This is a genomic window from Antrihabitans stalagmiti, from assembly GCF_016482825.1.
GTDB classification, from domain to species: Bacteria; Actinomycetota; Actinomycetes; order Mycobacteriales; family Mycobacteriaceae; genus Antrihabitans; species Antrihabitans stalagmiti.
The window spans coordinates 874,183-899,297 of the sequence record NZ_JAEMNV010000002.1; the positions used below are offsets into that span (position 1 = coordinate 874,183).

General features: G+C 63.1%; 19 protein-coding genes. 11 read left to right on the plus strand and 8 right to left on the minus strand.

Annotation, left to right across the window (positions count from 1 at the left end; all coding sequences use genetic code 11):
- Nucleotides 1–141 precede the first annotated feature (141 nt).
- Together JGU71_RS08130 and JGU71_RS08135 are read left to right on the plus strand one after the other, a co-directional pair.
- On the plus strand, nucleotides 142–714 hold the full coding sequence (locus JGU71_RS08130; RefSeq protein WP_199703491.1) for a TetR/AcrR family transcriptional regulator: 573 nt from the start codon (nucleotides 142–144) through the stop codon (nucleotides 712–714).
- The gene (locus JGU71_RS08135) at nucleotides 711–1,130 is read left to right on the plus strand and encodes a PaaI family thioesterase (protein ID WP_199703492.1); all 420 of its coding nucleotides are present in this window, start codon (nucleotides 711–713) and stop codon (nucleotides 1,128–1,130) included. The genes JGU71_RS08130 and JGU71_RS08135 overlap by 4 nt, the downstream gene beginning before the upstream one ends.
- On the opposite strand, the gene JGU71_RS08140 is transcribed toward JGU71_RS08135, so the two are convergent.
- Nucleotides 1,131–2,099, minus strand: coding sequence for an NADPH:quinone oxidoreductase family protein (locus JGU71_RS08140; RefSeq protein ID WP_199703493.1), 969 nt, complete (start codon nucleotides 2,097–2,099; stop codon nucleotides 1,131–1,133).
- A gap of 127 nt (nucleotides 2,100–2,226) precedes the next feature.
- On the opposite strand from JGU71_RS08140, the gene JGU71_RS08145 reads away from it, so the two are divergent.
- Entirely contained in the window at nucleotides 2,227–3,012 is a 786-nt protein-coding gene (locus tag JGU71_RS08145) for an acyl-[acyl-carrier-protein] thioesterase (protein WP_199703494.1), read from the plus strand.
- Between the two features lie 2 nt (nucleotides 3,013–3,014).
- Here JGU71_RS08145 and JGU71_RS08150 read toward each other — a convergent pair whose 3' ends face one another.
- Nucleotides 3,015–4,679, minus strand: a complete 1,665-nt coding sequence (locus tag JGU71_RS08150) for an FAD-dependent oxidoreductase (protein WP_199703495.1) — start codon at nucleotides 4,677–4,679, stop codon at nucleotides 3,015–3,017.
- Between the two features lie 109 nt (nucleotides 4,680–4,788).
- On the opposite strand from JGU71_RS08150, the gene JGU71_RS08155 reads away from it, so the two are divergent.
- Nucleotides 4,789–5,283 carry a SixA phosphatase family protein gene (locus JGU71_RS08155; RefSeq protein WP_199703496.1) on the plus strand — a complete coding sequence of 165 codons (495 nt, stop codon included), beginning with the start codon at nucleotides 4,789–4,791 and terminating at the stop codon, nucleotides 5,281–5,283.
- 84 nt (nucleotides 5,284–5,367) lie between these two features.
- The gene (xylB, locus tag JGU71_RS08160; RefSeq protein ID WP_199703497.1) at nucleotides 5,368–6,774 is read left to right on the plus strand and encodes a xylulokinase; all 1,407 of its coding nucleotides are present in this window, start codon (nucleotides 5,368–5,370) and stop codon (nucleotides 6,772–6,774) included.
- On the opposite strand, the gene JGU71_RS08165 is transcribed toward xylB, so the two are convergent.
- Together JGU71_RS08165 and JGU71_RS08170 are read right to left on the minus strand one after the other, a co-directional pair.
- The gene (locus JGU71_RS08165) at nucleotides 6,763–8,265 is read right to left on the minus strand and encodes a mannitol dehydrogenase family protein (protein WP_233528829.1); all 1,503 of its coding nucleotides are present in this window, start codon (nucleotides 8,263–8,265) and stop codon (nucleotides 6,763–6,765) included. The two genes, xylB and JGU71_RS08165, sit on opposite strands and share 12 nt — an antisense overlap.
- Before the next feature lie 2 nt (nucleotides 8,266–8,267).
- A complete protein-coding gene (locus tag JGU71_RS08170; protein ID WP_199703649.1) occupies nucleotides 8,268–9,275 on the minus strand; it encodes an NAD(P)-dependent alcohol dehydrogenase in 1,008 nt (335 codons plus the stop codon).
- A 128-nt stretch (nucleotides 9,276–9,403) separates the two neighbouring features.
- Here JGU71_RS08170 and JGU71_RS08175 point away from each other — a divergent pair, with 128 nt between their 5' ends.
- The 5 genes from JGU71_RS08175 to JGU71_RS08195 all read left to right on the plus strand — a co-directional run bounded on the left by JGU71_RS08175 (nucleotide 9,404) and on the right by JGU71_RS08195 (nucleotide 14,781).
- Entirely contained in the window at nucleotides 9,404–10,396 is a 993-nt protein-coding gene (locus tag JGU71_RS08175) for a sugar-binding transcriptional regulator (RefSeq protein WP_199703498.1), read from the plus strand.
- A complete protein-coding gene (locus tag JGU71_RS08180; protein ID WP_199703499.1) occupies nucleotides 10,393–11,745 on the plus strand; it encodes an ABC transporter substrate-binding protein in 1,353 nt (450 codons plus the stop codon). The genes JGU71_RS08175 and JGU71_RS08180 overlap by 4 nt, the downstream gene beginning before the upstream one ends.
- Nucleotides 11,746–11,747: 2 nt before the next feature.
- On the plus strand, nucleotides 11,748–12,716 hold the full coding sequence (locus tag JGU71_RS08185) for a carbohydrate ABC transporter permease (RefSeq protein ID WP_199703500.1): 969 nt from the start codon (nucleotides 11,748–11,750) through the stop codon (nucleotides 12,714–12,716).
- The gene (locus JGU71_RS08190; protein ID WP_199703501.1) at nucleotides 12,716–13,606 is read left to right on the plus strand and encodes a carbohydrate ABC transporter permease; all 891 of its coding nucleotides are present in this window, start codon (nucleotides 12,716–12,718) and stop codon (nucleotides 13,604–13,606) included. Before JGU71_RS08185 ends, JGU71_RS08190 begins: the two co-directional genes overlap by 1 nt.
- A gap of 62 nt (nucleotides 13,607–13,668) precedes the next feature.
- Nucleotides 13,669–14,781 (plus strand): ABC transporter ATP-binding protein, encoded by a 1,113-nt coding sequence (locus JGU71_RS08195; protein WP_199703502.1) that lies wholly within the window; start codon nucleotides 13,669–13,671, stop codon nucleotides 14,779–14,781.
- Between the two features lie 10 nt (nucleotides 14,782–14,791).
- On the opposite strand, the gene JGU71_RS08200 is transcribed toward JGU71_RS08195, so the two are convergent.
- Both JGU71_RS08200 and JGU71_RS08205 read right to left on the minus strand, forming a co-directional pair.
- Complete coding sequence (locus tag JGU71_RS08200) at nucleotides 14,792–14,995, minus strand: hypothetical protein (protein WP_199703503.1); 204 nt, start codon at nucleotides 14,993–14,995, stop codon at nucleotides 14,792–14,794.
- A 21-nt stretch (nucleotides 14,996–15,016) separates the two neighbouring features.
- The gene (locus JGU71_RS08205) at nucleotides 15,017–15,865 is read right to left on the minus strand and encodes a helix-turn-helix transcriptional regulator (RefSeq protein WP_199703650.1); all 849 of its coding nucleotides are present in this window, start codon (nucleotides 15,863–15,865) and stop codon (nucleotides 15,017–15,019) included.
- A gap of 100 nt (nucleotides 15,866–15,965) precedes the next feature.
- On the opposite strand from JGU71_RS08205, the gene JGU71_RS08210 reads away from it, so the two are divergent.
- Entirely contained in the window at nucleotides 15,966–16,994 is a 1,029-nt protein-coding gene (locus JGU71_RS08210; protein WP_199703504.1) for an aldo/keto reductase, read from the plus strand.
- A 118-nt stretch (nucleotides 16,995–17,112) separates the two neighbouring features.
- Here the strand turns inward: JGU71_RS08210 and JGU71_RS08215 are convergent, their stop codons facing one another.
- Nucleotides 17,113–21,069: a DNA-directed RNA polymerase subunit beta' gene (locus JGU71_RS08215; protein ID WP_199703505.1), complete on the minus strand. Its 3,957-nt coding sequence runs from the start codon at nucleotides 21,067–21,069 to the stop codon at nucleotides 17,113–17,115.
- 111 nt (nucleotides 21,070–21,180) lie between these two features.
- Nucleotides 21,181–24,687 carry a DNA-directed RNA polymerase subunit beta gene (rpoB, locus tag JGU71_RS08220; protein WP_199703651.1) on the minus strand — a complete coding sequence of 1,169 codons (3,507 nt, stop codon included), beginning with the start codon at nucleotides 24,685–24,687 and terminating at the stop codon, nucleotides 21,181–21,183.
- Between the last annotated feature and the right edge of the window lie 428 nt (nucleotides 24,688–25,115).

Sequence of the window (25,115 nt, forward strand, 5' to 3'; positions counted from 1 at the left end):
GTCTTTGGCTCAGCCTTGCACTTCCTGCAGTTCTCGGACCGCTTCTCGAACTTTTTGGTGCGAAGGGTATCGATCCCGACTGCAGGTGCACGCCACCGGATTCCTGTTGCCGGAAATCCAGACCAGAACTATATTCGGTCTATGCAGGTTCGTGATCGGTTGATTCTTGCCGCAGAGCGTCGCTTTGCCGAGTTCGGCGCCCTGGACACGACGCTGTCCGACATCCGAGCCGACGTCGGAGTCAGCGTCGGCGCGCTGTATCACCACTTTCCCGACAAGTCGCAGCTGTACCGCCAGGTCTGGGAGCACGCACTCGGTGACTACCAAGAGCACTTCTGGAACGTTGTTCGTGACAGCGACACCGCCGAGCAAGGCGTCAAAGACGCAGTTAGGCTGCATCTTTCCTGGGTCGCGACGCACCCGTCGCGTGCCACTGTGCTCGCGGGATCCAAGCCTCCCGGCATCGCGTCCAACGCTGCCAACCTCGAGTTCTTCCGAAACACGATGCGCTGGTGGCGGACCCACGCCGGCTACGGCGCCGTCAAGGCGCTCGACTTCAACGTCGTCTACGCACTGTGGCTCGGGCCTGCGCAGGAATTTTCGCGGCTGTGGCTCGGCGGTGAACTCGAACAAGATCCGACCGACGTTGCCGAGGTACTCGCCGAGGCCGCATGGCAGGCCGTCAAGGCACAGGACACCAAGGAGACCCGATGACCCTCACCATCGACGACGCGCGGCGGATACTCGCCGGACAGCCGTTCAATTCGCTTGTCGGCGGCAGGATCACAGTCTTTCGAGAGGGCAAAGCAACCCTGCAGATCCCGATCCGAGACGAACTGCGCCAACAATTCGGCCTCGTGCACGGCGGCGTCCTCGCCTACGCGGCGGACAACGTACTGACGTTCGCTGCCGGTTCGGTGCTCGGCCCGAACGTGCTGACCGCCGGTTTCACTATCACCTATCTTCGCCCGGCCGCCGGAAAGACGTTGCGCGCCGAAGCCGAGGTGATCAGCGCAACCCGCCGACAGGCGTTGTGTCACTGCGAGATCTACTCCGACGACGACGGCAGGGAACCGATCCTGGTTGCGGCGGCGCAGGGCACGACCAAGCTGCTCGAGAAGGCGGCGTGATCAGTCGATCTCGAGCACAGCCTTACCGAGCACTCGACCCTCTTCGAGATCGAGCAGCGCCTGCGCAGCGTCGGCGAGCGGGTACGTCGCCTGAACAACGGGACGCAAACCGGCGGCCACCAATCGAGTCAGCGAATCGTGCACCTCTCTGACCGCACCGAGGTCGTGGCGCAAGAATTCGCCCCAGGCAGCTCCGACGATGCTGATGTTGCGGAAGAGCACACGATTGATCTTGACGGTCGGAATCGAGCCACCCGCGAAACCGATGACCACCAGCCGCCCTTCGGGCTTCAGCACGCGCACGGCGTCGTCGAACGCATCGCCCCCGACAGGATCGACGACGACCGACACACCTTCCTTGCCCGCGAGGTCCCGAACGACCCCATCCCAGCCGGGTGCCAATCGAACCACCTCGTCCGCGCCGAGCGAGCGCAGGAAGTCGTCCGCACTGTCGCGACGAACGACCGCGATCACCCGCGCACCGTGCGCCTTCGCGAGTTGGATTGCAGCGGTGCCGACTCCGCCCGCAGCGCCGAGCACCACAACCGTCTCCCCCGCGACCAGCTTCGCCCGTCGCAGATATGCGAATTCCATCGTCTGATAGTTGATGATCATCGACGCGCCTTCGGCGAACGACAGCTCGTCGGGCAGCGGGAGCACCAACTGCTCGGGCGCTGCCGCGCGTTCCGCATAGCCGCCGAGGAAAGGCAGCGTCGCAAGCACACGCTGGCCGACGGCGAACTCGCTGCCTTCGGGCGCCGCGGTGACCACACCCGCAATCTCCGAACCGGGGACGAAAGGCGGATCCGGCCGCATCTGATACTTGCCGTAACTGATGAGCAGATCCGGAAAGCACACTCCGACAGCGCGAACCTGAATGGACACCATGCCGGTCGTCTCGGGCTCGGGCACCTCACCGAACTCGATTCCTGCGGGCCCAGTGAGGCTGGTCACCTGGATTGCGCGCACTCGATCTCCATTCAGGGGTCGGACTGTTACCGGTGTCTAGGTTGTCCTGATCGATGCTATGTCGCGATTGCCCCGTAAAGTTCATGGGGACAACGCACCGACACCGCGGATCACGAGGAGCCGACCAGTGTCACTCGACCAGCCGCTAGCCCCGCCACCGCCTGACGGGTTGGGATTCACCTCGTCATGGCCAGTGCGCGCAGCCGACGTCGATCCCGACAACCGGCTCCGACTCGATGGCGCGGCGCGATACCTGCAAGACATCGCCTGGGAGAACCTGCAGTCCACCTTTTTCGCATCGACGGACCCGTTCTGGGTCGTTCGTCGCACCGTCGTCGACGTGCTTCGACCCGTTGTCTGGCCGGACGTCGTCGAGCTGCGGCGATGGTGCTCGGGTATGTCGACCCGATGGACGAACATGCGGGTCAGCATCAACAGTTCCGGCGGCGGCCTTATCGAGTCCGAGGGTTTCTGGATCAACATCAGCGAGAAGACCGGTCTGCCCACACGCATCAGCGACGAAGGCCTCGGCTATCTGGCTCAGACAACCGACCAGCACAGGTTGCGCTGGCGGCCGTGGCTCGCCGAACCGCCTCCTCCGGAGTCGGAGCGCGACACCGCGTTCTGGCTACGCGCGACCGACATCGACCAGTTCAATCACCTCAACAACGCGGCGTACTGGCACGCCATCGAAGAGCGTCTGCTCGACCTGCCGAAACTGGTCGCCGTTCCGCATCGCGCCGTGCTGGAGTACATCGCGCCGATCTTCCCGCGTGAATCGGTATCGATCCGGGCTCGCCTCGAAGGCGGCGACGGGCGCACCGGGACGCCGACACTCAAACTTTGGTACGTCGTCGACAACGACGTCCGTGCTGTCGCGCGGGTCGCGCCCCTTACGGACAGCACGGACTGACGTCAGCCCTTTTTGGCGACGTCGATCATGTCGGCAACCGAGGTGAACTTGACCCGCGGCCGTCCGGCTGACTTGCCTCGCTGCCGCTCTGCCTGATCGATGGCACGCCAACCGGCGCGGTCGACCACGTCCGACTGCCGACTCGAAAGCAGCTTCTGCAGTGCCGCACGATCTTTCGCCGGCTTCGCCAGTGCGCCGGCCTCGAAGTCGGCCAAGATCTGGGCGACCGTCTGTTCGGCGTCGGTCTTGTTGGAGCCGATGATCCCGCGTGCGCCACGCTTGATCCAGCCCGTGACGTAGACACCGGGCACCGGAGCTCCGTCGTCACCGAGCACCCTGCCTTTGTCGTTGGGCACGACACCACGGCGGTCGTCGAACGGCAACGAATCGATCGGCAGCCCTTTGTAGCCGATCGATCGGATGACGAGCGAAGTATCGATCGTCTCCGTCCGGTCCGTCGCTACAGCGGCGAGGTCGGCGTCGAGTTCGTTCTCGACGACGCGGATGCCCTCGACTCGGTCGGTGCCGAGAACTTCGACGGGAGATACCAGGTAGCGGAACACAATTCGCTTGCGACCTGGATCGACGGGCTTGCTCGCATATTCGCCGGCAAGTTGCACCTTCAGCTTGATCGGCGGTTCGGTTTCGGGATCGTCCACGATCGCCTGGCTCGCCGCGTCCAGCACCACATCGCTTTCGTCGATCACGATGTCGATGTCCTTCAGGTACGCGAGCGCGAGAAACTCCGACGAGGTGTAGGCGGCCTGCGCGGGTCCACGGCGGCCGAGCAACACAACTTCACGAATATTGCTGTGCCGTAACGCTTCCAGTGCATGGTCGGCGATATCGGTCTTGGCGAGGTCGTCGACGCTGAGCGTCAGGACACGAGCGACATCGAGGGCGACGTTGCCATTGCCGACGATGACGGCACGCTCGCCAGACAGGTCGAAGGTGTGGTCGGCATAATCGGGATGGCCGTTGTACCAGGCGACGAATTCCGTTGCGGCGTGGCAACCTTGCAGGTCCTCACCTGGGATGTCGAGCCGCCGGTCGCTGGACGCGCCGACGCCGTAGACCACGGCGTGATGATGCTCGAGCAACTCGTCGTGGCTGATGTGCTTGCCGACCTCGACGTTGAGGTGATACTGAAACGTCTCGCGCTTGAACGCCGACTCGAACATCGCGCTGACACCCTTGGTGCCAGGATGGTCCGGCGCGACACCAGCACGAACCAGACCCCATGGGGTCGGCAGCTTTTCGAGCATTTCGATCTCGACGTCGGCGCGCATCAGTAGATTCTCGGCGGCGTAACACGCAGCCGGACCCGCACCCACAACCGCGACCCGCAGCGTGCCGAGAGATTTCGGCGGACGAACCGGGATGACGAGAGGCGAGACGTCCGGCTCCAGCGGATGCCGCTCGAACCAGGCGGCGTTGACATCCTTGAATCGCGCTAGCGACGCCGACAACTCGTCTTCGGAGAAGATCGCGTCGACCGGGCAGGCGTCGACGCAGGCGCCGCAGTCGATGCACGTGTCGGGGTCGATGTAGAGCATCTCGGTGCCGTCGAATTCTCGTTGCTCCGGTGTCGGCCGAATGCAGTCGACAGGGCATTCGGAGATGCAGCTCGCATCGTTGCAGCACCGCTGGGTGATCACGTAGGCCATGTGTCGATCCTCGTCGTGCAATCAATCGTCGAGTAGGTCAGGGTGACCATAGTTTGAACATTGTCTCCTCAAGTGTGCCGCACGAGTATCGGGCGCATACCGTGTTCGTATGACACGGCGAGTACTGATCCTCATGCGGCACGGCAAGTCCGCATATCCGACCGGGATCGGAGATCACGAGCGTCCCCTCGCACCTCGTGGGCAACGCGAAGCCGCACTTGCCGGCGACTGGTTGCGAGAGCATCAACCGCCCGTCGACGGGATCCTGTGCTCGACATCGCTGCGCACTCGGGAGACGTTGATCGCGACCAAGCTAGACGCCCCGACCCGCTTCGACGAGACGATCTACGGCGCATCGCCGCATCAACTGATCGATCTTGTGCACGGTGTCGACGACGCTGTTTCGACGCTGCTGATCCTCGGCCATGCGCCCGGCATGCCGTACACCACATGGGAACTGGCCTCGAATCGCAGTTCGCCGCCCGCCGAGCAGGTCAGCAAGAAGTTCCCCACCTCTGCGCTGGCGATCCTGGAATTCGATCTGCCGTGGGACCAGCTCGATACCGGCCTCGCCGAGCTGGTTGCGTTTCATATTCCAAGATAGGGCGCTCCGCGCCTCGTGAGTCTTTTCTTCAGGTTCTGACCTCCGAAAAGACTCACGAGCGGCGGAGCCGCCTACGCTCGTGGGGTGACTCTCGTCGCCGGTATCGATTCGTCCACACAGTCGTGCAAGGTCGTCGTCCGCGACGCCGAGACCGGCGCCCTCGTGCGCTCTGGACGGGCCAAACACCCGCCCGGCACCGAGGTCGACCCACAGCACTGGGCGGACGCAATGGCCGAGGCTGTCGCCGACGCGGGCGGCCTCGACGACGTCGACGCCATCTCTGTCGGAGCGCAACAACACGGCATGATCTGCCTCGACGCCGAGGGCTCCGTCGTCCGGCCCGCACTGCTGTGGAACGACACCCGCTCGGCCTCCTCGGCAACAGACCTCATCGATGACCTCGGTGGCGCGCAGGCCTGGACCGACGCGGTCGGGGTGGTTCCAGTCGCCGCGATCACGGCCGCCAAACTGCGCTGGCTCGCCGACAACGAACCCGACGCCGCCGACCGGACCGCAGCGGTCTGCCTGCCGCACGACTGGCTGACCTGGCAGCTCTCGGGCGCTACGGGTCTGGACACGTTGACGACCGACCGCGGCGACGCGAGCGGCACCGGCTACTTCTCGGCCGCGACGAACGCCTACCGAACCGATCTGCTGAGTCTCGCTCTGCGCGGACGCGAACCACTGCTACCTCGGGTCGCGGGTCCGTCGGAGGTGGTCGGCCGGGCGTCGTCGAAGGGCGCGGCACTCGGGCCGGGGACCGGCGACAACGCCGCGGCAGCTCTCGCCCTCGATGCCCGCGACGGCGACGTCGTCGTATCGATCGGAACGTCCGGTGTGGTGTCCGCCGTCTCGACGGTGACACCGAACGATGCCTCGGGTGAGGTCGCCGCGTTCGCCGACGCAACTGGACGACAACTGCCACTGCTGTGCACGCTCAACGGTGCGCCGGTGCTCGACGCGATGGCAAAGCTGCTCGGCGTAGACCATGCTCGTTTGGCAGAGCTGGCGTTGTCCTCGGCGAGCGAAGGCTTGGTGCTGGTTCCTTTTCTCGAAGGTGAGCGAACCCCCAATCGTCCTGCCGCAACCGGCGCGATACACGGACTACGACAACATAATTCGACTCCAGGCCATCTCGCCAGGGCCGCGGTGGAAGGACTGTTGTGCGGGCTGGCAGACGGCATCGATCGACTGCGGCACCTGGGGGTGCGGACCGACCGCGTGCTGCTGGTCGGCGGCGGCGCGCGCTCTCGAGCGATTTGTGAACTCGCGCCAACGATTTTCGGTGTTCCCGTCGCCGTTCCAGAACCGGGCGAATACGTCGCCGATGGCGCTGCGCGACAAGCTGCGTGGGCACTGTCCGGCGACGCGGAACCGCCGAGCTGGACGCACGCGACGGCGACCGTGTACGAGGGTGTCGCGACGCCCGAGATCAGGGATCGGTACTCGTCGGTCCGCGAGCTGACCGACGGTTCGCCGCTACTCGGCTAGCTGTGCCACCGTCGCTCGCGCACCGATTGTGTGCAGCGAGTCGAGGCCGGCCAGATATGCCTCGACGAACCTTGGCTCATCGATCAGGTCGCCGAACACCGCCCGATCGGTGAGGAATGCCGTGGGGTCCTCGTGTTGCGATGCGGCGAGCGGCATCAGTCGATCGCGCAATTGGTCGACGATGGTGATCGGTTCACCTTGCTCGTCCACGCCCTCCGCATATCGTGCCCAACTTGCCACAACCGCTGCCGCGCAGGTGATCTCGCCACCGGTCTCGAGCTGGTGCCTGATGACCGGCAGCAGCCACTTCGGAATCCGGTCGGACGATTCGGCACACAGCCGGGCGACGGTGTCGCGCACGGACGCATTGGAGAAGCGCTCGATCAGGGTGTGCTTGTATTCGTCGAGATCGACGCCGGGTACGGGCCGCAATGTCGGCGTCGCCTCGTTGTCCATGTACCGCAACAGGAATCGCGCGAAGAGCGGATCCTGGGCGACCTCGTGCACAAGTCGGTAGCCACTCAGATAGCCGAAGTAGCACATGGACTGATGGCTGGCGTTGAGCAACCTGAGTTTCATCAACTCGTACGGCGCGACATCGTCGACGAGTTGCACACCGACACTGTCGAAGTCGGGGCGACCCAGTGTGAAGGAGTCTTCGAGCACCCATTGGGTGAACGGTTCGGTAGCCACCGGCCAGGCATCGTCGATGCCATACCGCTCTGCGACTTCCGCGGTCGTCGCAGCCGTCGTCGCCGGCGTGATGCGGTCGACCATCGAGTTCGGAAACGCGCCCTCGGTCTCGATCCAGTCTGCGAGATCGGGGTCTCGCAGCCGTGCGAACGCCGTGAACGTCGACCGCGCGATGTGGCCGTTGCCCTCGATGTTGTCGCAGGACATGATCGTGAACGGAGGGAGACCGCGCGCCCGACGGCGAGCGAGCGCCTCGATGACGTAGCCGAAAGTTGTTGCAGGGACGGCATTCGGCACCAGGTCGGCAACGATCGCCGGATTGTCCGCGTCGAACTCGCCCGTCGTCGCCGAGAAGTTGTAGCCGCCTTCAGTGATGGTCAAGGAGACGATGCGGGTCGCCTCGTTCGCCATCGTCGCGATCACCTTCTCCGGATCGTCCGGAGCATAGAGGTATTCGACGATCGACCCGATCACGCGCGCCGTCCACGAACCGTCGGGAGCAGTCACCGCCAGCGTGTAGAGGCAGTCCTGCGCGGCCAGCACGTCGCGCATAGTTCGATCCGACGGGAGTACACCGACCCCGCAGATGCCCCAGTCCCGAGCGCCGCCGCGTTCGAGCAGCGCATCGACGTACATCGCCTGGTGTGCACGATGGAAACCACCGACGCCGAAATGCACTATGCCGACCGTGATCTCGGACCGGTCGTAGGTCGGCACCGACACCGAATCGGCGAACTGCGCGACCGACTTTGCGTCGAGTCGCACCGAACCCGACTTTCGATCGACCACCGCGGCCATTGCTACCTCCCTGCTACATCGACGACTGCTTTGATACTGCCTTCGATCCGGTCAGCGGCGAGCGCGTCGGCGACCTGATCGAGGGTGAATCTGTGCGTGACCATCGAGTCCAGATCGACGGACCCCGCCTCCACGAGTTCACGGGCCGTCGGCCAGGTGTTGGCATATCGAAACACACCGGTGAGGACCAACTCTCGGGTTTGCAGCAACGACACCGGCATCGACAGCTCGTCGGCGCCCATTCCGACGAGCACGACGGTCCCAGCCGGACGCACGGCATGCATGCCGTCGACGACGGCTCGCGGGGCACCCGATGCGTCGATGAAGGCGTCGACCCGCAGCGCGCGAACATCAGCGGTGAGCGGATCGAGGACCTCGTGTGCGCCGAACCGTGTCGCGGCCGTTCGCCGACTCGGATCGGGGTCGGAAACGACAACTCGCGTCGCTCCGAAAGCTCTGACTACCTGCAGCGTCACCAACCCGACCGGCCCGGCCCCTGCAATCAAAACGTGCGCGCCTGCGACGACACCCGCCTTACGGACAGCGGCGATTCCCACCGAAAGGGGTTCGAACAGAGCCGCCGCGTCGTCGCTGATCGAGTCCGGAATTCGATGTGCAAACGACGACTGAATCGTGACGAACTCGCACAGCGCACCGTCGACCGGCGGGGTTGCGTAGAACTTCATGTGTGGACACAGGTTGTACCGGCCTGACCGCGACTCCTCGGAGGTCGGATCGGGGTGCTGTGGCTCGATCGAGACACGCTGACCGATCCGCTCGCCATCGACCTCGGAACCAACCGCGACGATCCTGCCTGCTGCCTCGTGACCGAGTATCAGGGGCGATTCGACGACGTACTCGCCGATTCGGCCGTGCCGGAAGTAGTGCGCGTCGGATCCGCAGACACCCACAGAACTGACTCTGACCAGTACCTCGTCACGCGCGGGCCGTGGCGTCGGGCGCTCCTGAAGCTCGATGACGCCGGGCGCCATCAGCACGCTTGCACGCATCGTTCTCGGCGGCGACTCCGGCGGAGAGAGTGTTGTGTACGTCACATTCTGATGTTAGCGTACGAGAGCAAGCGTTCACGACCTGAGCATTTGCTCACCGCGAACGCGAAACTCGACGAGGAGTGCGTGTGACAACGGATCCAGTGCGCCCGGGCGCATCCGACGACGTCCGACTGGCCCTGCGAGCGGCGACGCTCTATCACCTCGAAGGTGCGACGCAGGCGGACATCGCCGCGAAGCTCGGCGTTTCGAGGCCGACCGCCGGTCGCCTCATCGCACGGGCACGAGCCCAAGGTTTGGTACGGATCGAGATCAGCGTCCCCGACGATCTCCGGTCAGCCGTACACACCGACATCGAACGAGACCTGGAACGCCTGTTCGGTCTCACCGAGGCCGTTGTGATCGGCGATGTGCCCGACGGTTCCGTGACCGGCTACCAACCGCTCGGCCGGTCCGCGGCCGCAGTCCTCGGCCGCCGCCTGCAAGCCGACGACACCCTCGGATTCACCTGGGGCCCGGAGACAGTCGCGGTCGCTCAAGCGCTACGCACCAAAACGACGAAGTGCGCCAACGTCGTTCAACTCGACGGCTCGATGACGTCGATCGACTATCAGACCGGAGTCGACTACACGCTCGGACGATGCGCGACACAGTTGCAGGCGACCCCCGTCCGACTCCATGCGCCCCTCTACGCCGATCCAGCCACAGTGACTGCGCTGGAACAGGATTCGATCATGGGGCGCGCTCTGAGTCTCGGCCGCAAAGCCGAGGTGATGATGTTCGGCGTCGGTCCGGTGTCGACCTCGACCACACTTTTCGAAGGTAGCTACATCGATACCGCGATCCTCGACGAACTCCGCACGCATGGCGCGGTCGGGGAAATCGGCGGCCGCTTCTATCGCCTCGACGGCAGCATCGTCGACGGTCCACTTCCCGCGCGCACCGTCTCGGTACCGCTCGAAGCGATCCGCGACTGCCGCGCATCGTTACTCGTTTCCGGAGGCGAACTGAAGCACGAGGCAATTTTCGGAGCGCTTGCCGGCGGCATGGCGAAGATCCTCGTCACCGACATCAATTGCGCACAGTGGCTTTTGGAACAAAAGGAGGAATCGGCAACATGAAACCCCGATCGAAGTTGGTCGCAACAGCGCTCGCGATGATCACCGCGATCACCGTTGCAGGCTGCGCAGGCGCCGGTTCCTTCACAGGCGGCGGCGGTGACACGGTCACGGTTGCGATCATCTCGAACTCGCAGATGCAGGACGCCATCAAGCTGTCCGACGAGTTCGAGCGCGACAACCCAGGCATCAAGCTCAAGTTCGTGTCCCTGTCGGAGAACGAAGCGCGCGCCAAGATCACCGCGTCCGTCGCGACCGGCGGCGGTGAGTTCGACGTCGTGATGATCAGCAACTACGAAACTCCGCAGTGGGCCGAGAACGGTTGGCTCACCAATCTTTCCGACTACGCGAAGCAGACACCCGGCTACGACGAAGACGACTTCATTCCATCCCTGAAGAAGTCACTGTCGTACGAGGGCAGCATGTACTCGGTCCCGTTCTACGGTGAATCGTCGTTCCTGATGTACCGCAAGGACCTTTTCGAACAGGCCGGACTGACGATGCCCGCCGAGCCGACCTGGGAGGAAGTGGCCGGTTACGCCGCGAAGTTGAACGATCCAGGCAACCTCTCCGGCATCTGCCTCCGCGGCAAGCCCGGCTGGGGCGAGGTACTCGCACCGCTCGACACCGTCATCAACGCCTTCGGCGGACGCTGGTTCGACGAGAACTGGAACGCACAGCTGACCAGTCCGGAAGTTGTTCGCGCAGTGAACTTCTACGTGGACACGGTGCGCGACTACGGTCAGCCCGGCGCCGCGACGAGCGGCTTCAGCGAATGCGCGACTCAGCTCTCGCAGGGCAATACCGCGATGTGGTACGACTCCACCGCCGCGGTCTCGGTGCTCGAGGACCCGTCGTCGAGCAAGGTTGTCGGGAAGATCGGCTACGCGCCGGCACCATCGGCGGCAAAGAGCGACAACGGTTGGCTGTACTCCTGGTCGCTCGGCATTCCCAAGACGAGCGAAAGGCCCGACGAGGCTTGGAAGTTCGTGGCGTGGATGACCAGCAAAGAGTATCTGCGCAACGTCGGCGAACAGCTCGGCTGGGAGCGAGTACCGCCAGGCAGTCGGCTGTCGACCTACGAGATTCCCGAGTACAAGGAAGCCGCTGCGGCATACGGACCGCCGACTCTCTCGGCGATGGAAAAGGCGGATCCAGAACGTCCGACCGTGCAGCCCGTGCCCTACACCGGAGTCCAGTTCCTCACGATCCCTGAATTCCAAGATCTGGGAACACGGGTCAGTCAGCAGATCAGTGCAGCCGTAGCCGGACGCATCAGCGTCGAGGACGCACTCGAACAAGCACAGCAGTATGCCGAGGTCGTCGGCAAGACCTATCAGGAGGCGCAGTAGCCATGTCAAGGGCAACAACAGAAGTGGCGGCCGCTACCGCGCCCGAAGCCGAACCCGCGCCGAAACTGAGGTCGAAGCGCGATCACATCACCCGTGCCGAGAAGTGGCGCCTGCGTGGACCACTGCTGCCCGCGCTGATATTTATGGTCGTCATCACGCAGATCCCGTTTCTCGTCACGCTCTACTATTCGACCCAGTCCTGGAACCTCGTCCGACCAGGTTCACGAAAGTTCAACTGGCTCAACAACTACGTCGATGTATTCAAGGATAGCCAATTTCGTGAGGTCGCCCTCAACACGGTGATCATGATCGTCGGTACGGTCATCATCTCGGTGATCCTGGGTCTGCTGCTTGCCCTGTTGCTCGACCGCCAGTTCTTCGGTCGGGGCATCGTGCGGACGCTGTTGATCACGCCTTTCCTCGTCACACCCGTTGCGGCAGCGCTGATCTGGAAGACGACGATGCTCGATCCGGTCTACGGACTGATCAACTTCGTCCTGAAGCCGTTCGGCGTCGGACAGGTCGACTGGATCAGCAAGTATCCGCTGGCCTCGGTCATGGCCGACCTCGTCTGGCAGTGGACGCCGTTTATGATGCTGCTGATTCTCGCAGGGCTGCAATCGATGCCACGCGACATCATGGAGGCGGCCCGCGTCGACGGTGCCAGTTCGTTCGCCCTCTTCCGCGAACTGACGCTGCCGCACCTGCGACGCTTCATCGAACTCGGCGCCGTTCTCGGAGCTGTGTACCTCGTCAACACCTTCGACGCCGTCTACATGATGACGTCGGGCGGACCGGGCGTCGCGAGCTCCAACCTGCCGTACTACATCTACCAACGCGCTTTCCTCGGCTTCGACATCGGCCAGGCCGCAGCGATGGGTGTCGTGACAGTCGTTGCCACCATCATCATCTCGACGTTGGCGCTGCGCCTGATCTTCAAGAGCTTCACCGGAGCCGAGGAGGCAGCCTGATGAGTACCGTCCTGAACAAATCGGCTGCCGACACCGCCGCGAACACCGCGGCGATCGCCAAGAAGGCAAAGCAGAAGCGGCGGTGGAGTCGCGACTCGATTTGGTCTGTCGTCGCGTGGATCGTCGGAATCGGGTTCTTCTTCCCGGTCCTCTGGATGGTGCTCACCGCGTTCAAGAAGGAGAGCGACGCGTACACCGATCCGCCGTCGATCATCTTCACCCCGACGCTCGAGCAATTCCGCGCGGTGCTGTCCAGCGGCATCGGCACGACCCTGATGAACTCGGCTTTCGCAACAGGCATCTCGACGTTGCTGGTGCTGCTGCTCGGTGTCCCGGCCGCATTCGCACTCTCGCTGCGACCGGTCAAAGGCACGAAGGACGCACTGTTCTTCTTCATCAGCACGAAGATGCTTCCCGTTGTCGCAGCCATCATCCCGCTGTACGTGATCGTCGGCGACATCGGCATGCTCGACAACATCTGGACACTCGTAATCCTCTACACGGCAATGAATCTGCCCATCGCCGTCTGGATGATGCGATCGTTCTTCCTCGAAGTTCCCAGCGAACTGCTCGAGGCAGCAAGTATGGACGGCGCCAGCCTCTGGCGCGCGGTCCGCGAAGTGATTCTGCCGCTGGTGTCCCCCGGTATCGCCGCCACGGCCCTGATCTGCGTCATCTTCTCCTGGAACGAATTCTTCTTCGCGGTGAACCTGACAGCTGTTCAGGCTCAGACGATTCCGGTGTTCCTCGTCGGCTTCATCACCGGGCAGGGCCTCTACTGGGCGCAACTGTCGGCGGCCGCCGTACTGACCGCGCTGCCGGTCGTGCTCGCAGGCTGGTTCGCCCAGAACAAGCTGGTTCGCGGCCTGTCGTTCGGTGCCATCAAGTAGGGCAATTCAGGTAGTAACGCACTCCCCCAAAATCTTTCGTATGCACACTAGGAGCAACCATCATGGCTGAGATCTCGTACCAGAAAGCGTCCTGCATCTACTCCGGCGCCGACAAGCTCGCCGTCGACTCCCTCGACCTCGAAATCGAAGACGGCGAATTCGTCGTCCTGGTCGGACCTTCCGGCTCGGGCAAAAGCACCGCACTACGGATGCTGGCAGGCCTCGAAGAGATCGACGACGGCAACATCACGATCAACGGCAAGGACATGGTCGGCGTTCCGTCCAAAGACCGCGACATCGCGATGGTGTTCCAGAACTACGCGCTCTACCCCAACAAGACCGTCGGGGAGAACATGGGCTTCGCGCTGAAGATGCGCGGCGTCGACGCCGACGAACGCAAGCGGCGCGTCGCCGAAGCAGCAAAGGTTCTCGACCTCACCGAATACCTCGACCGCAAGCCAGGCAAGTTGTCCGGCGGCCAGCGACAGCGAGTTGCCATGGGGCGCGCCATCGTTCGCGAACCACAGGTCTTCTGCATGGACGAGCCGCTCAGCAACCTCGACGCCAAACTGCGCGTGCAGACCCGTACTCAGATCGCCGCACTGCAACGGCGACTCGGAACGACGACCGTCTACGTGACCCACGACCAGGTCGAAGCCATGACGATGGGCGACCGAGTCGCAGTGCTCAAGTTCGGCAAGCTGCAGCAGTTCAGCTCGCCGACCGAACTCTACGATCGGCCTGCGAACGCGTTCGTCGCAGGATTCATCGGTTCGCCTGCGATGAACCTGTTCAACGCTCGCATCGTCAGCGGTGGCGTCGACATCGCAGGCAGCACAATGGAACTCCCCCGCGAATCGCTGAATCTTCTTGCCTCCAGCGGACTCGACGCCGTCACCGTCGGGTTGCGACCTGAGCAGCTCGAATTGCGCCGCGACGGAGAAGGTTTCGACGTGACGGTCGAACTGGTCGAGGAACTGGGTAGCGAGTCCTACGTCTACGCACGCAACTCGGGTTCACCGATCACCGGACTGGACGGTCAACCCGTCACCTTCGTCGCACGCTCAGGCGGGCGCGCACCGGCGAAGCTAGCCGAATCGGTCACCATGCGCGTCAACGAAGGCGGCGTCGTGCACCTGTTCCACCCGGTGACGGGTGAGCGCATCGGGAACTAGCCCACGCCGCCTAGCGGAGGTATTTCACTCCGACGACACCGAGCACGCCGAGCGCGATCAACGCGAGGACGGCCCAGCCCAGACCACCGATCCACCAGACGAGTGCGAACAAGACGATCGCCGGGGACAGAGCGATCAGGGTGATGGTCGGGCTGTCCTTGATCGTCTCCAGAGCGGAGCGCGTCTGGTTCCGGTCGATACCTTTACCTGGCATGGTGAGCTCCTCCGTCGGTAGTCATTCCAGAGTAACGCTCATCGACTGCGTACCGACGACACGAAGAAGGTCGAGCTTGTCGCGTGCATCGGTGCCGGGTCGAGGTGAATAGACCAGCAACTGCTGCGCGGCGTTGGGTGTCAGCAGCTTCTCGCAGATCACTTCCACGAGTCCCACCTCGCGGTGCTGGATCCGCTTGACGTCGGAAACACGTACGGAGACTTCGTGTTCGGTCCACAGACTCTCGAATTCCGCACTTGCCGAACGCAAGCTGCCGACCAATTCGACGACGTCTTCGTCGCCCGAACGACGCGCCGATGTGGCACGGAGATCCGCAACGTTCCTGCGGCTCAGGTAATCCCAGTCCTCTTGCGGAAGCATACCGCGACCCCCTGGGTTCATGAAGTAGCGCCAGAAGTGGTAGCGCTCGAGGCCTCCGTACGCCCTGGCGTCGCCGAAAAGCACAACGTGCATCGGGTTCTGCACGAGGATTTCGCTGAGATCCGAGACCACAGCGGCAGGTACGTCGTCCAGCTTCGCCAGAATGTTCAACATCCCCGGCCCGATGTGCTTGTCGCCAGCTCCCCGCACCGGCGCCGAATATCCAACCAGAAAGTACAGATGATCACGCTCGTCGTCGGTCAGACGCAGCGCCCGGGCCAGCGCGCCGAGCACCTGCAACGACGGGTGCGGTCCACGTGCCTGCTCGAGGCGGGTGTAGTAGTCGGTCGACATACCGGCAAGCGAGGCAACCTCGTCGCGACGCAACCCAGGGGTCCGGCGTCGAACACCCGGCGGCAGACCGACGTCGGACGGTACCAACTGTTCGCGGCGTCGACGCAGGAAGTCGGCTAGCTCGGGTCTGTCCATCATTCCACTGTCCTACAGACCCCCGAGCCCTGCCAGGGATCGCCGATCCCCCGATAGACCGTCTCTGCCGACGGCGACGGAACCGGACGATGGTGGAACCATGACGACCACACAGACATCGAACGAAGCAGCCATCGCCACTGTTCCACTCGGGAACACCGGTCCGACCGTCGGCCGTATCGGACTCGGCGCCATGGGAATGTCCGGATCGTACGGACCTGCCGACGACGCCGAATCGACAGCAACCATTCACGCCGCCCTCGACTCGGGCGCCAACCTCGTCGACACCGGCGACTTCTACGGATCCGGCCACAACGAAGCGCTGATCGGGAAAGCGCTCGCCGATCGACCTCGCGAGGACTACCTGCTGAGCGTCAAATTCGGCGCGCTGCGTGGGCCGGATGGATCATGGAACGGTTTCGACGCTCGTCCCGAAGCGACGAAGAACTTCGTCACCTACTCGCTGCAGCGGTTGGGCGTCGATCACATCGACATCTACCGCCCAGCCCGCCTGGATCCGACCGTGCCGATCGAAGACACCGTCGGTGCGATCGCCGAACTTGTCGACGCAGGCTACGTGAGGCACATCGGACTCTCGGAGGTCGGGCCCGAGACGATTCGCCGGGCCGCAGCGACCGCACCGATCGCGGATCTGCAGATCGAATACTCGATCGTTTCTCGTAGCATCGAGAATCGAATCCTGGTGACAACCCGCGAGCTCGGCATCGGCATCACCGCATACGGCGTTCTGTCGCGCGGACTGCTGAGCGATGCAGTGCGTTCAGGAAAGACGTTCGGCGCACACGACTTTCGTGCACATAGCCCCCGGTTCCAGGGCGACAATCTCGACCGAAACCTGAAACTGGTCGAGACCTTGGCCGCACTGGCCGAACGCCACGGCGTCAGCGTCGCGCAACTAGCCATCGCGTGGGTCCTCGCTCAGGGTGAGGACATCGTCCCTGTCCTCGGTGCACGCTCGCGCGCTCGCTGGGAGGAGTCGAAAGCCGCACTCACTGTGGAACTTTCGACAACCGAACTCGCCGAGATCGACAAGGCCGTCCCTGCCGACGCAGTGGCGGGCGAACGTTACGCAGCAGCACAATTCGCGTCGCTGGATAGCGAAAGGTAGGCAAGCCAAGGCGAAAGCCCCCCAGTCCCTTCGGGATTGGGGGGCTTTTGCTTGGCTTCGCTCGTGAGTCTTTTCGGAGGCCCTAACCTCCAAAAAGACTCACAAGCGGCGAAGCCGCCTAGCGGAAATCGTTGCTGAAGCCGTAGTCGTCCAACGGAACCGCAGCACCCGTTCCGGAGCCGAAGCCCTCGGGCGAGTAGTACTGGTCGTCGTAGGACGGCACCGCGTACGCGGCCGCACGTGCCTCTTCGGTCGGCTGAACCTGGATGTTGCGGTAACGGTTGATACCGGTACCGGCAGGAATCAGCTTGCCGATGATCACGTTTTCCTTCAGACCGATCAGCTTGTCGCTGCGGCAGTTGATCGCCGCATCGGTGAGCACACGAGTGGTCTCCTGGAACGACGCTGCCGAGAGCCACGAATCCGTCGCGAGCGACGCCTTCGTGATACCCATCAGCACCGGACGACCTGCCGCGGGCTCAGCACCCTCGGCAACGACGCGACGGTTGCTCGCCTCGAACTCGGCACGCTCGGTGAGCGAACCAGGCAGGAACTCGGTGGCACCCGAATCGATGATCGTCACGCGACGCAGCATCTGGCGAACGATCACCTCGATGTGCTTGTCGTGGATCGACACACCCTGGCTCCGGTACACCTCCTGGACCTCGTTGACGAGGTGGATCTGCACCTGGCGGGGTCCCATGACACGCAGGACCTCGTGCGGATCCGCCGAGCCTTCCAGCAACTGCTGGCCGACCTCGACATGGTCGCCGTCCGAGAGCAGACGCTCGGAGCCGTCGTCGTGCTTGAAGACACGCAGACGTTGCCGCTTCGAGAGCTTGTCGTAGACAACTTCCTCGCCACCGTCATCCGGGATGATGGTGATCTTGTAGAAGCGATCGTCGTCCTCGAGGCGGACCCGTCCGGACACATCGGCAATCGGAGCCTTGCCCTTCGGCACACGAGCTTCGAAGAGCTCCTGCACACGAGGCAGACCGCCCGTGATGTCCTCGCCGGCCACACCACCCTGGTGGAAGGTACGCATGGTCAGCTGGGTACCGGGCTCACCGATCGACTGAGCGGCGACGATGCCGACCGCTTCGCCGATGTCGACGAGCTTGCCTGTTGCCATCGAGCGGCCGTAACACGTTGCGCAGACGCCCGTGCCCGTGGTGCAGGTGAGCACGGAGCGCACCTTCACCTGGGTGATACCGGCTGCCAGGAGCGCGTCGATCGCGGGATCGCCGAGATCGGCGCCACGCTCGACGACAACGTTGCCTGCCGCGTCGACCGCATTCGCGGCCAACGTACGGGCGTAGGTGCTGGTCTCGACATGTGCGTCGCGAACCAGTGAACCGTCGGCCTGCTTCTCGGCGATGTGCGTCGTGATGCCACGCTCGGTGCCACAGTCGTGCTCGCGCACGATGACGTCCTGCGACACGTCGACCAGACGACGGGTCAGGTAACCCGAGTCCGCGGTACGAAGCGCGGTGTCGGCCAGACCCTTACGAGCACCGTGGGTATTGATGAAGTACTCGAGAACGGTCAGGCCTTCCTTGAAGGAAGACTTGATCGGACGCGGGATGAACTCACCCTTCGGGTTCGTCACCAGACCCTTCATGCCCGCCAGCGACCGAACCTGAGTCATGTTGCCGGCAGCGCCGGACTTCACGATGATCGGGATCGGGTTGTCGTCGGGGTAGTGCGCCTCCATGGCCTTACCGACCTCGTCGGTCGCCTCGGTCCAGATCTTGACCAACGCGCTGTTGCGCTCCGTGTGGTTGAGAGCACCACGCTGGTACTTGCGCTCGATCTGATCGGCCTGCGCCTCGAACGCCTCCATGATGGCCGGCTTCTCCGGCGGAACCAGAACGTCGGACATCGAGATCGTGACACCCGAACGTGTGGCCCAGTAGAAACCGGCGTCCTTGAGCTTGTCGACGGTCTGCGCAACCACGATCATCGGGTAGCGCTCGGCGAGATCGTTGATGATCGTCGCCTGACGCTTCTTCGGCATCTGCTCGTTGACGAACGGGTAGTCGGCCGGAAGCAGCTCGTTGAAGAGCACACGTCCGAGCGTCGTTTCCGCCGTCCACGCGTCGCCGCGTCGCCAGCCCTCGGGGAACAGCTTGTCCTCGATTTCGCGGGACGGACGCTGCTGGGTCAGGCGGACCTTGATGGCCGCTCGAACCGACAGCGCGCCACGATCGACGGCCATCTGTGCCTCGGCGGGCGAGGAGTACGCACCCGTCTCCGGCAGGTCGGTGCCTGCCGCGGTGTACGAACCGACCGCGTCGTCCTGCAGACGGGTCAGGTGGTACAGACCCGTCACCATGTCCAGACGCGGCATGGCCAACGGACGACCCGATGCCGGCGAGAGGATGTTGTTCGACGACAGCATCAGGATGCGCGCCTCGGCCTGAGCCTCGGCGGACAGCGGAAGGTGCACGGCCATCTGGTCACCGTCGAAGTCGGCGTTGAACGCCTCACAGACGAGCGGGTGCAGCTGAATTGCCTTGCCTTCGACCAACTGTGGCTCGAATGCCTGAATACCCAAGCGGTGCAGCGTAGGTGCGCGGTTCAGCAGCACAGGGTGCTCGGCGATGACCTCTTCGAGGACATCCCACACCTGCGAACGCTGACGCTCGACCATGCGCTTTGCCGACTTGATGTTCTGCGCGTGGTTGAGATCGACCAGTCGCTTCATCACGAACGGCTTGAACAGCTCGAGTGCCATCAGCTTCGGCAGACCACACTGGTGCAGCTTCAGCTGAGGACCGACGACGATCACGGAACGACCCGAGTAGTCGACGCGCTTACCGAGCAGGTTCTGACGGAATCGACCCTGCTTGCCCTTGAGCAGATCGCTCAGGGACTTCAGCGGGCGGTTACCCGGACCGGTGACCGGACGTCCACGACGACCGTTGTCGAACAGTGCGTCGACGGACTCCTGCAACATCCGCTTCTCGTTGTTGACGATGATCTCGGGAGCACCGAGATCGATCAGTCGCTTGAGGCGGTTGTTGCGGTTGATCACGCGGCGGTACAGATCGTTGAGGTCGGACGTCGCGAAACGGCCACCGTCGAGCTGAACCATCGGACGTAGCTCCGGCGGGATCACCGGGACAGCGTCGAGAACCATGCCCATCGGCGAGTTGCCCGACATCTGGAAGGCCGCAACGACCTTCAGACGCTTGAGCGCACGCAGCTTCTTCTGGCCCTTGCCGCTACGGATGGTCTCCCTGAGGATCTCCGCTTCGGCGTGGATGTCGAAGTTCTGCATCAGCTTCTGGATGGACTCCGCGCCCATCGCGCCGGTGAAGTACTCGCCGTAGCGGTCGATCAGCTCACGGTAGAGAACTTCGTCGACGATGAGCTGCTTCGGAGACAGCTTGACGAAGGTGCTCCAGATCTCGTCGAGACGATCCAGCTCGCGCTGTGAACGGTCGCGCAGCTGACGCATTTCGCGCTCGCCGCCGTCCTTCACCTTGCGACGAACATCGGACTTCGCGCCCTCTGCTTCGAGTTCGGCGAGATCGGCTTCGAGCTTCTGCGCACGAGCCTCCAGATCGGCATCGCGCTGATCGCCGACAGCCTTCTTCTCGACCTCCATCTCGGCTTCGAGAGTGGAGAGCTCGTTGTGGCGCAGCTCGTCGTCGACGGCCGTGATGACGTACGCGGCGAAGTAGATGATCTTTTCCAGATCCTTCGGCGCGAGGTCGAGCAGGTAGCCCAACCGCGACGGCACACCCTTGAAGTACCAGATGTGCGTGACCGGAGCGGCGAGCTCGATATGGCCCATCCGTTCGCGGCGAACCTTCGCACGGGTCACCTCGACGCCGCAGCGCTCACAGATGATGCCCTTGAAGCGCACGCGCTTGTACTTGCCGCAGTAGCATTCCCAGTCCCTTGTGGGACCGAAGATCTTCTCGCAGAACAAGCCGTCCTTCTCTGGCTTGAGCGTGCGGTAGTTGATGGTCTCCGGCTTCTTGACCTCACCGAACGACCACTGACGAATATCGTCAGCGGTAGCAAGGCCGATCCGGAGTTCATCGAAGAAGTTGACGTCTAGCACGTAACTTCCTTTCCCCTGTACGGGTTCAGTTGCTGCAAATTCTCAAAGTTGCGGTGAACCGATGTGGCATTCGTCCCGGTAAGCGGTGCGAATGCCACATCGGCACACGTCCTAGTTCGCGAGGTCGTCGACCGTCGCAGCTTCGTTCCTGGAAAGGTTGATTCCCAGGTTCGCTGCGGCACGCTCGAGATCTTCGTCGTCGCCGTCGGCCATCGTGATGGCTGCACCGTCCGAGGACAGCACCTCCACGTTGAGGCACAACGACTGCAGCTCCTTGAGGAGCACCTTGAACGACTCCGGAATACCAGGCTCAGGGATGTTCTCGCCCTTGACGATCGCCTCGTACACCTTCACTCGACCGACCACGTCGTCCGACTTGATGGTCAGCAGTTCCTGCAGCGTGTAAGCCGCGCCGTAGGCCTGCATCGCCCAGCACTCCATCTCACCGAAGCGCTGGCCACCGAACTGGGCCTTACCACCGAGGGGCTGCTGCGTGATCATCGAGTACGGCCCGGTCGAACGAGCGTGGATCTTGTCGTCGACCAAGTGGTGCAGCTTGATGATGTACATGTAGCCGACCGAAACCGGGTACGGGAACGGCTCGCCGGAACGTCCGTCGAACAACGTCGCCTTGCCGTCGGCGCCGACCATCTGCACACCGTCACGGTTGGGCAGCGTCGACTCCAGCAGACCTGTGAGTTCCTTCTCCTGCGCACCGTCGAACACCGGAGTCGCGATGTTGGAATCCGGACCCGCAGCCAGCATCTCTTCGGGAAGAGTTGCTGCCCAGTCGGGACGCGTTCCGTCACTTGCGATCTGGATGTTCCAGCCGGTCTTGCCGATCCACCCGAGGTGGGTCTCCAAGATCTGACCGATGTTCATACGACGCGGCACACCGTGCGTGTTCAGGATGATGTCGACAGGGGTTCCGTCGGGCAGGAACGGCATGTCCTCAGCGGGGAGGATCTTGCCGATGACGCCCTTGTTGCCGTGTCGGCCGGCGAGCTTGTCGCCGTCCTGAATCTTGCGCTTCTGTGCCACGTAGACGCGGACCAGTTCGTTGACGCCGGGAGGCAGATCGTCGTCGTCATCGCGGGAGAACACCCGGATGCCGATGACCTTGCCGGACTCGCCGTGCGGAACCTTGAGCGACGTGTCACGAACCTCGCGGGCCTTCTCACCGAAGATCGCGCGCAACAGGCGCTCTTCCGGTGTCAGCTCCGTCTCGCCCTTCGGCGTGACCTTGCCGACCAGCACGTCGCCGTCACGAACCTCGGCACCGATGCGGACGATGCCGCGATCGTCGAGATCCGCGAGGACCTCGTCGGAGACGTTCGGGATGTCCCGAGTGATCTCCTCTGCGCCCAGCTTCGTGTCGCGAGCATCGATCTCGTGCTCTTCGATGTGGATCGAGGTGAGAACGTCCTCTTCCACGAGGCGCTGCGACAGGATGATCGCGTCCTCGTAGTTGTGGCCTTCCCACGGCATGATCGCCACGAGCAGGTTCTTACCGAGTGCCATTTCACCGTTTTCGGTGCATGGTCCGTCGGCGAGTACCTGGCCCTTCTCGACCCGTGCACCTTCGTCCACGATCGGCCGCTGGTTCGCGCAGGTGCCCTGGTTGGAGCGGGCGAACTTGCGCATCCGGTAGCTCTTGCGAGTGCCGTCGTCGGCCATCACCGTGACGTAGTCGGCCGAAACCTCTTCGACCACACCGCTCTTCTCGGTGATGATGACGTCGCCTGCGTCGATCGCCGCGCGCAGTTCCATGCCGGTACCGACGAGCGGCGCCTCGGAACGAACGAGCGGAACCGCCTGACGCTGCATGTTCGCACCCATCAGGGCGCGGTTTGCATCGTCGTGCTCGAGGAACGGAATCATCGCGGTTGCGACGGACACCATCTGTCGCGGCGAGACGTCCATGTAGTCGACGTTGGTCGACAGGACGAACTCGACTTCGCCACCCTTACGACGAACGAGAATGCGCTCGTCGGTGAAGTGACCGTCGGCGTCGATCGGCGAGTTCGCCTGAGCAACGACGTGGCGGTCCTCTTCGTCGGCGGTGAGGTAGTCGACGTGATCGGTGACCTGACCCTCGACGACCTTGCGGTACGGCGTCTCGATGAAGCCGAACGGGTTGACCCGTGCGTACACCGACAGCGAACCGATCAGGCCGATGTTCGGGCCTTCAGGGGTCTCGATCGGGCACATACGGCCGTAGTGGCTGTGGTGCACGTCGCGAACCTCGAGGCCGGCACGCTCACGAGACAGACCACCGGGGCCAAGAGCCGACAGGCGACGCTTGTGGGTGAGACCCGACAACGGGTTGTTCTGGTCCATGAACTGCGACAGCTGCGAAGTTCCGAAGAACTCCTTGATCGCGGCGACGACGGGACGGATGTTGATCAGGGTCTGCGGCGTGATCGCCTCGACGTCCTGAGTCGTCATCCGCTCGCGAACGACACGCTCCATACGAGACAGACCGACGCGGATCTGATTCTGGATCAGCTCGCCGACCGTACGAAGACGACGATTACCGAAGTGATCGATGTCGTCGACCTCGACGGGAACCTCGATGCCACCGGGAGCCGTCATCGACTGATCGCCCGCATGCAGGTGAACCAGGTACTCGATGGTGGCGACGATGTCTTCTTCGGTGAGAACCGACGACGTGATCGGCTCGCCCGTGTGGATGCCGAGCTTCTTGTTGATCTTGTAGCGACCGACACGAGCCAGGTCGTAGCGCTTCTCCTTGAAGAACAGGTTCTCCAGCAGAGTCTGCGCGCTTTCCTTCGTTGGCGGCTCGCCCGGACGCAGCTTGCGGTAGATGTCGAGCAGGGCCTCGTCGGTACCTGCCGTGTTGTCCTTCTCGAGGGTCGCCATCATGATCTCGGAGAAGCCGAAGCGCTCCGTGATCTGCTCGGTGGACCAACCAAGGGCCTTCAGCAGCACGGTGACCGGCTGACGACGCTTGCGATCGATACGGACACCAACGGTGTCGCGCTTGTCCACGTCGAACTCGAGCCATGCGCCACGACCCGGAATGACCTTCACGCTGTGGAGGTCTTTTTCCGTCGTCTTGTCGATGTTGTGCTCGAAGTACACACCCGGCGAACGAACGAGCTGGCTGACTACCACGCGCTCGGTGCCGTTGATGATGAACGTGCCCTTGTCGGTCATCATCGGGAAATCTCCCATGAAGACCGTCTGGCTCTTGATCTCGCCAGTGTTGTTGTTGATGAATTCGGCGGTGACGAACAACGGCGCCGCGTAGGTCATGTCCTTGTCTTTGCACTCATCGGTCGAGGCCTTGACCTCGTCGAAGCGTGGGTCCGAGAAGGACAACGACATGGATCCCGAGAAGTCCTCGATCGGGGACAGCTCGGTGAGGATCTCCTCCAAACCACCTGCGAGTGCGTTGTCGCCGCGTGCGGTTGCACGTTCACGCCAAGCCGGCGAACCGACCAACCATTCGAACGAATCTGTTTGTAGGTCGAGCAACCCAGGAACTTCCAGGGGCTCACGAATCTTTGCAAAAGAAACCCTAGGCGGGGCTCCGGGAATACCGGCATTGGCCTTGGTCTGGCTAGAGACTGCCAAGATGCGTCCTTCCAGCACCTCACGCGGGCCACGCAAATCGCGTGACCTTCGCTCGTATCTGCTTGTTCTGCGGGGCGTTTTCTAAACTGATCGGGCACGGAGCTGGATGACGCCCGAACGGAAATACGCCCGCAACATGAAGTAAGCGGCACCCGAGAGTGACACTTTCAGCCAAGCAGTTGAGGGGTGGACAGGAGGCAGCCAGCGCAACGTCCAAAACTACACCGAATCTCGACATATGTCGAGCGGCGCACCAAAAGTAACATCCGAGCTGGGCGTCCGTGCGGTAACGACGCTGGTTGCCAGCGAGCAGTAATACAAATCACTGCTCTGGCGAAGCACCGCTCGGCCCGCGATCTCTCGCATGTCTCGCCACTAGAGTGACGCCTCATCCCGCCCGCGTCAAGGCTTCTTACGGCGTTTTACGCAATCCGATCAGGGGAAAT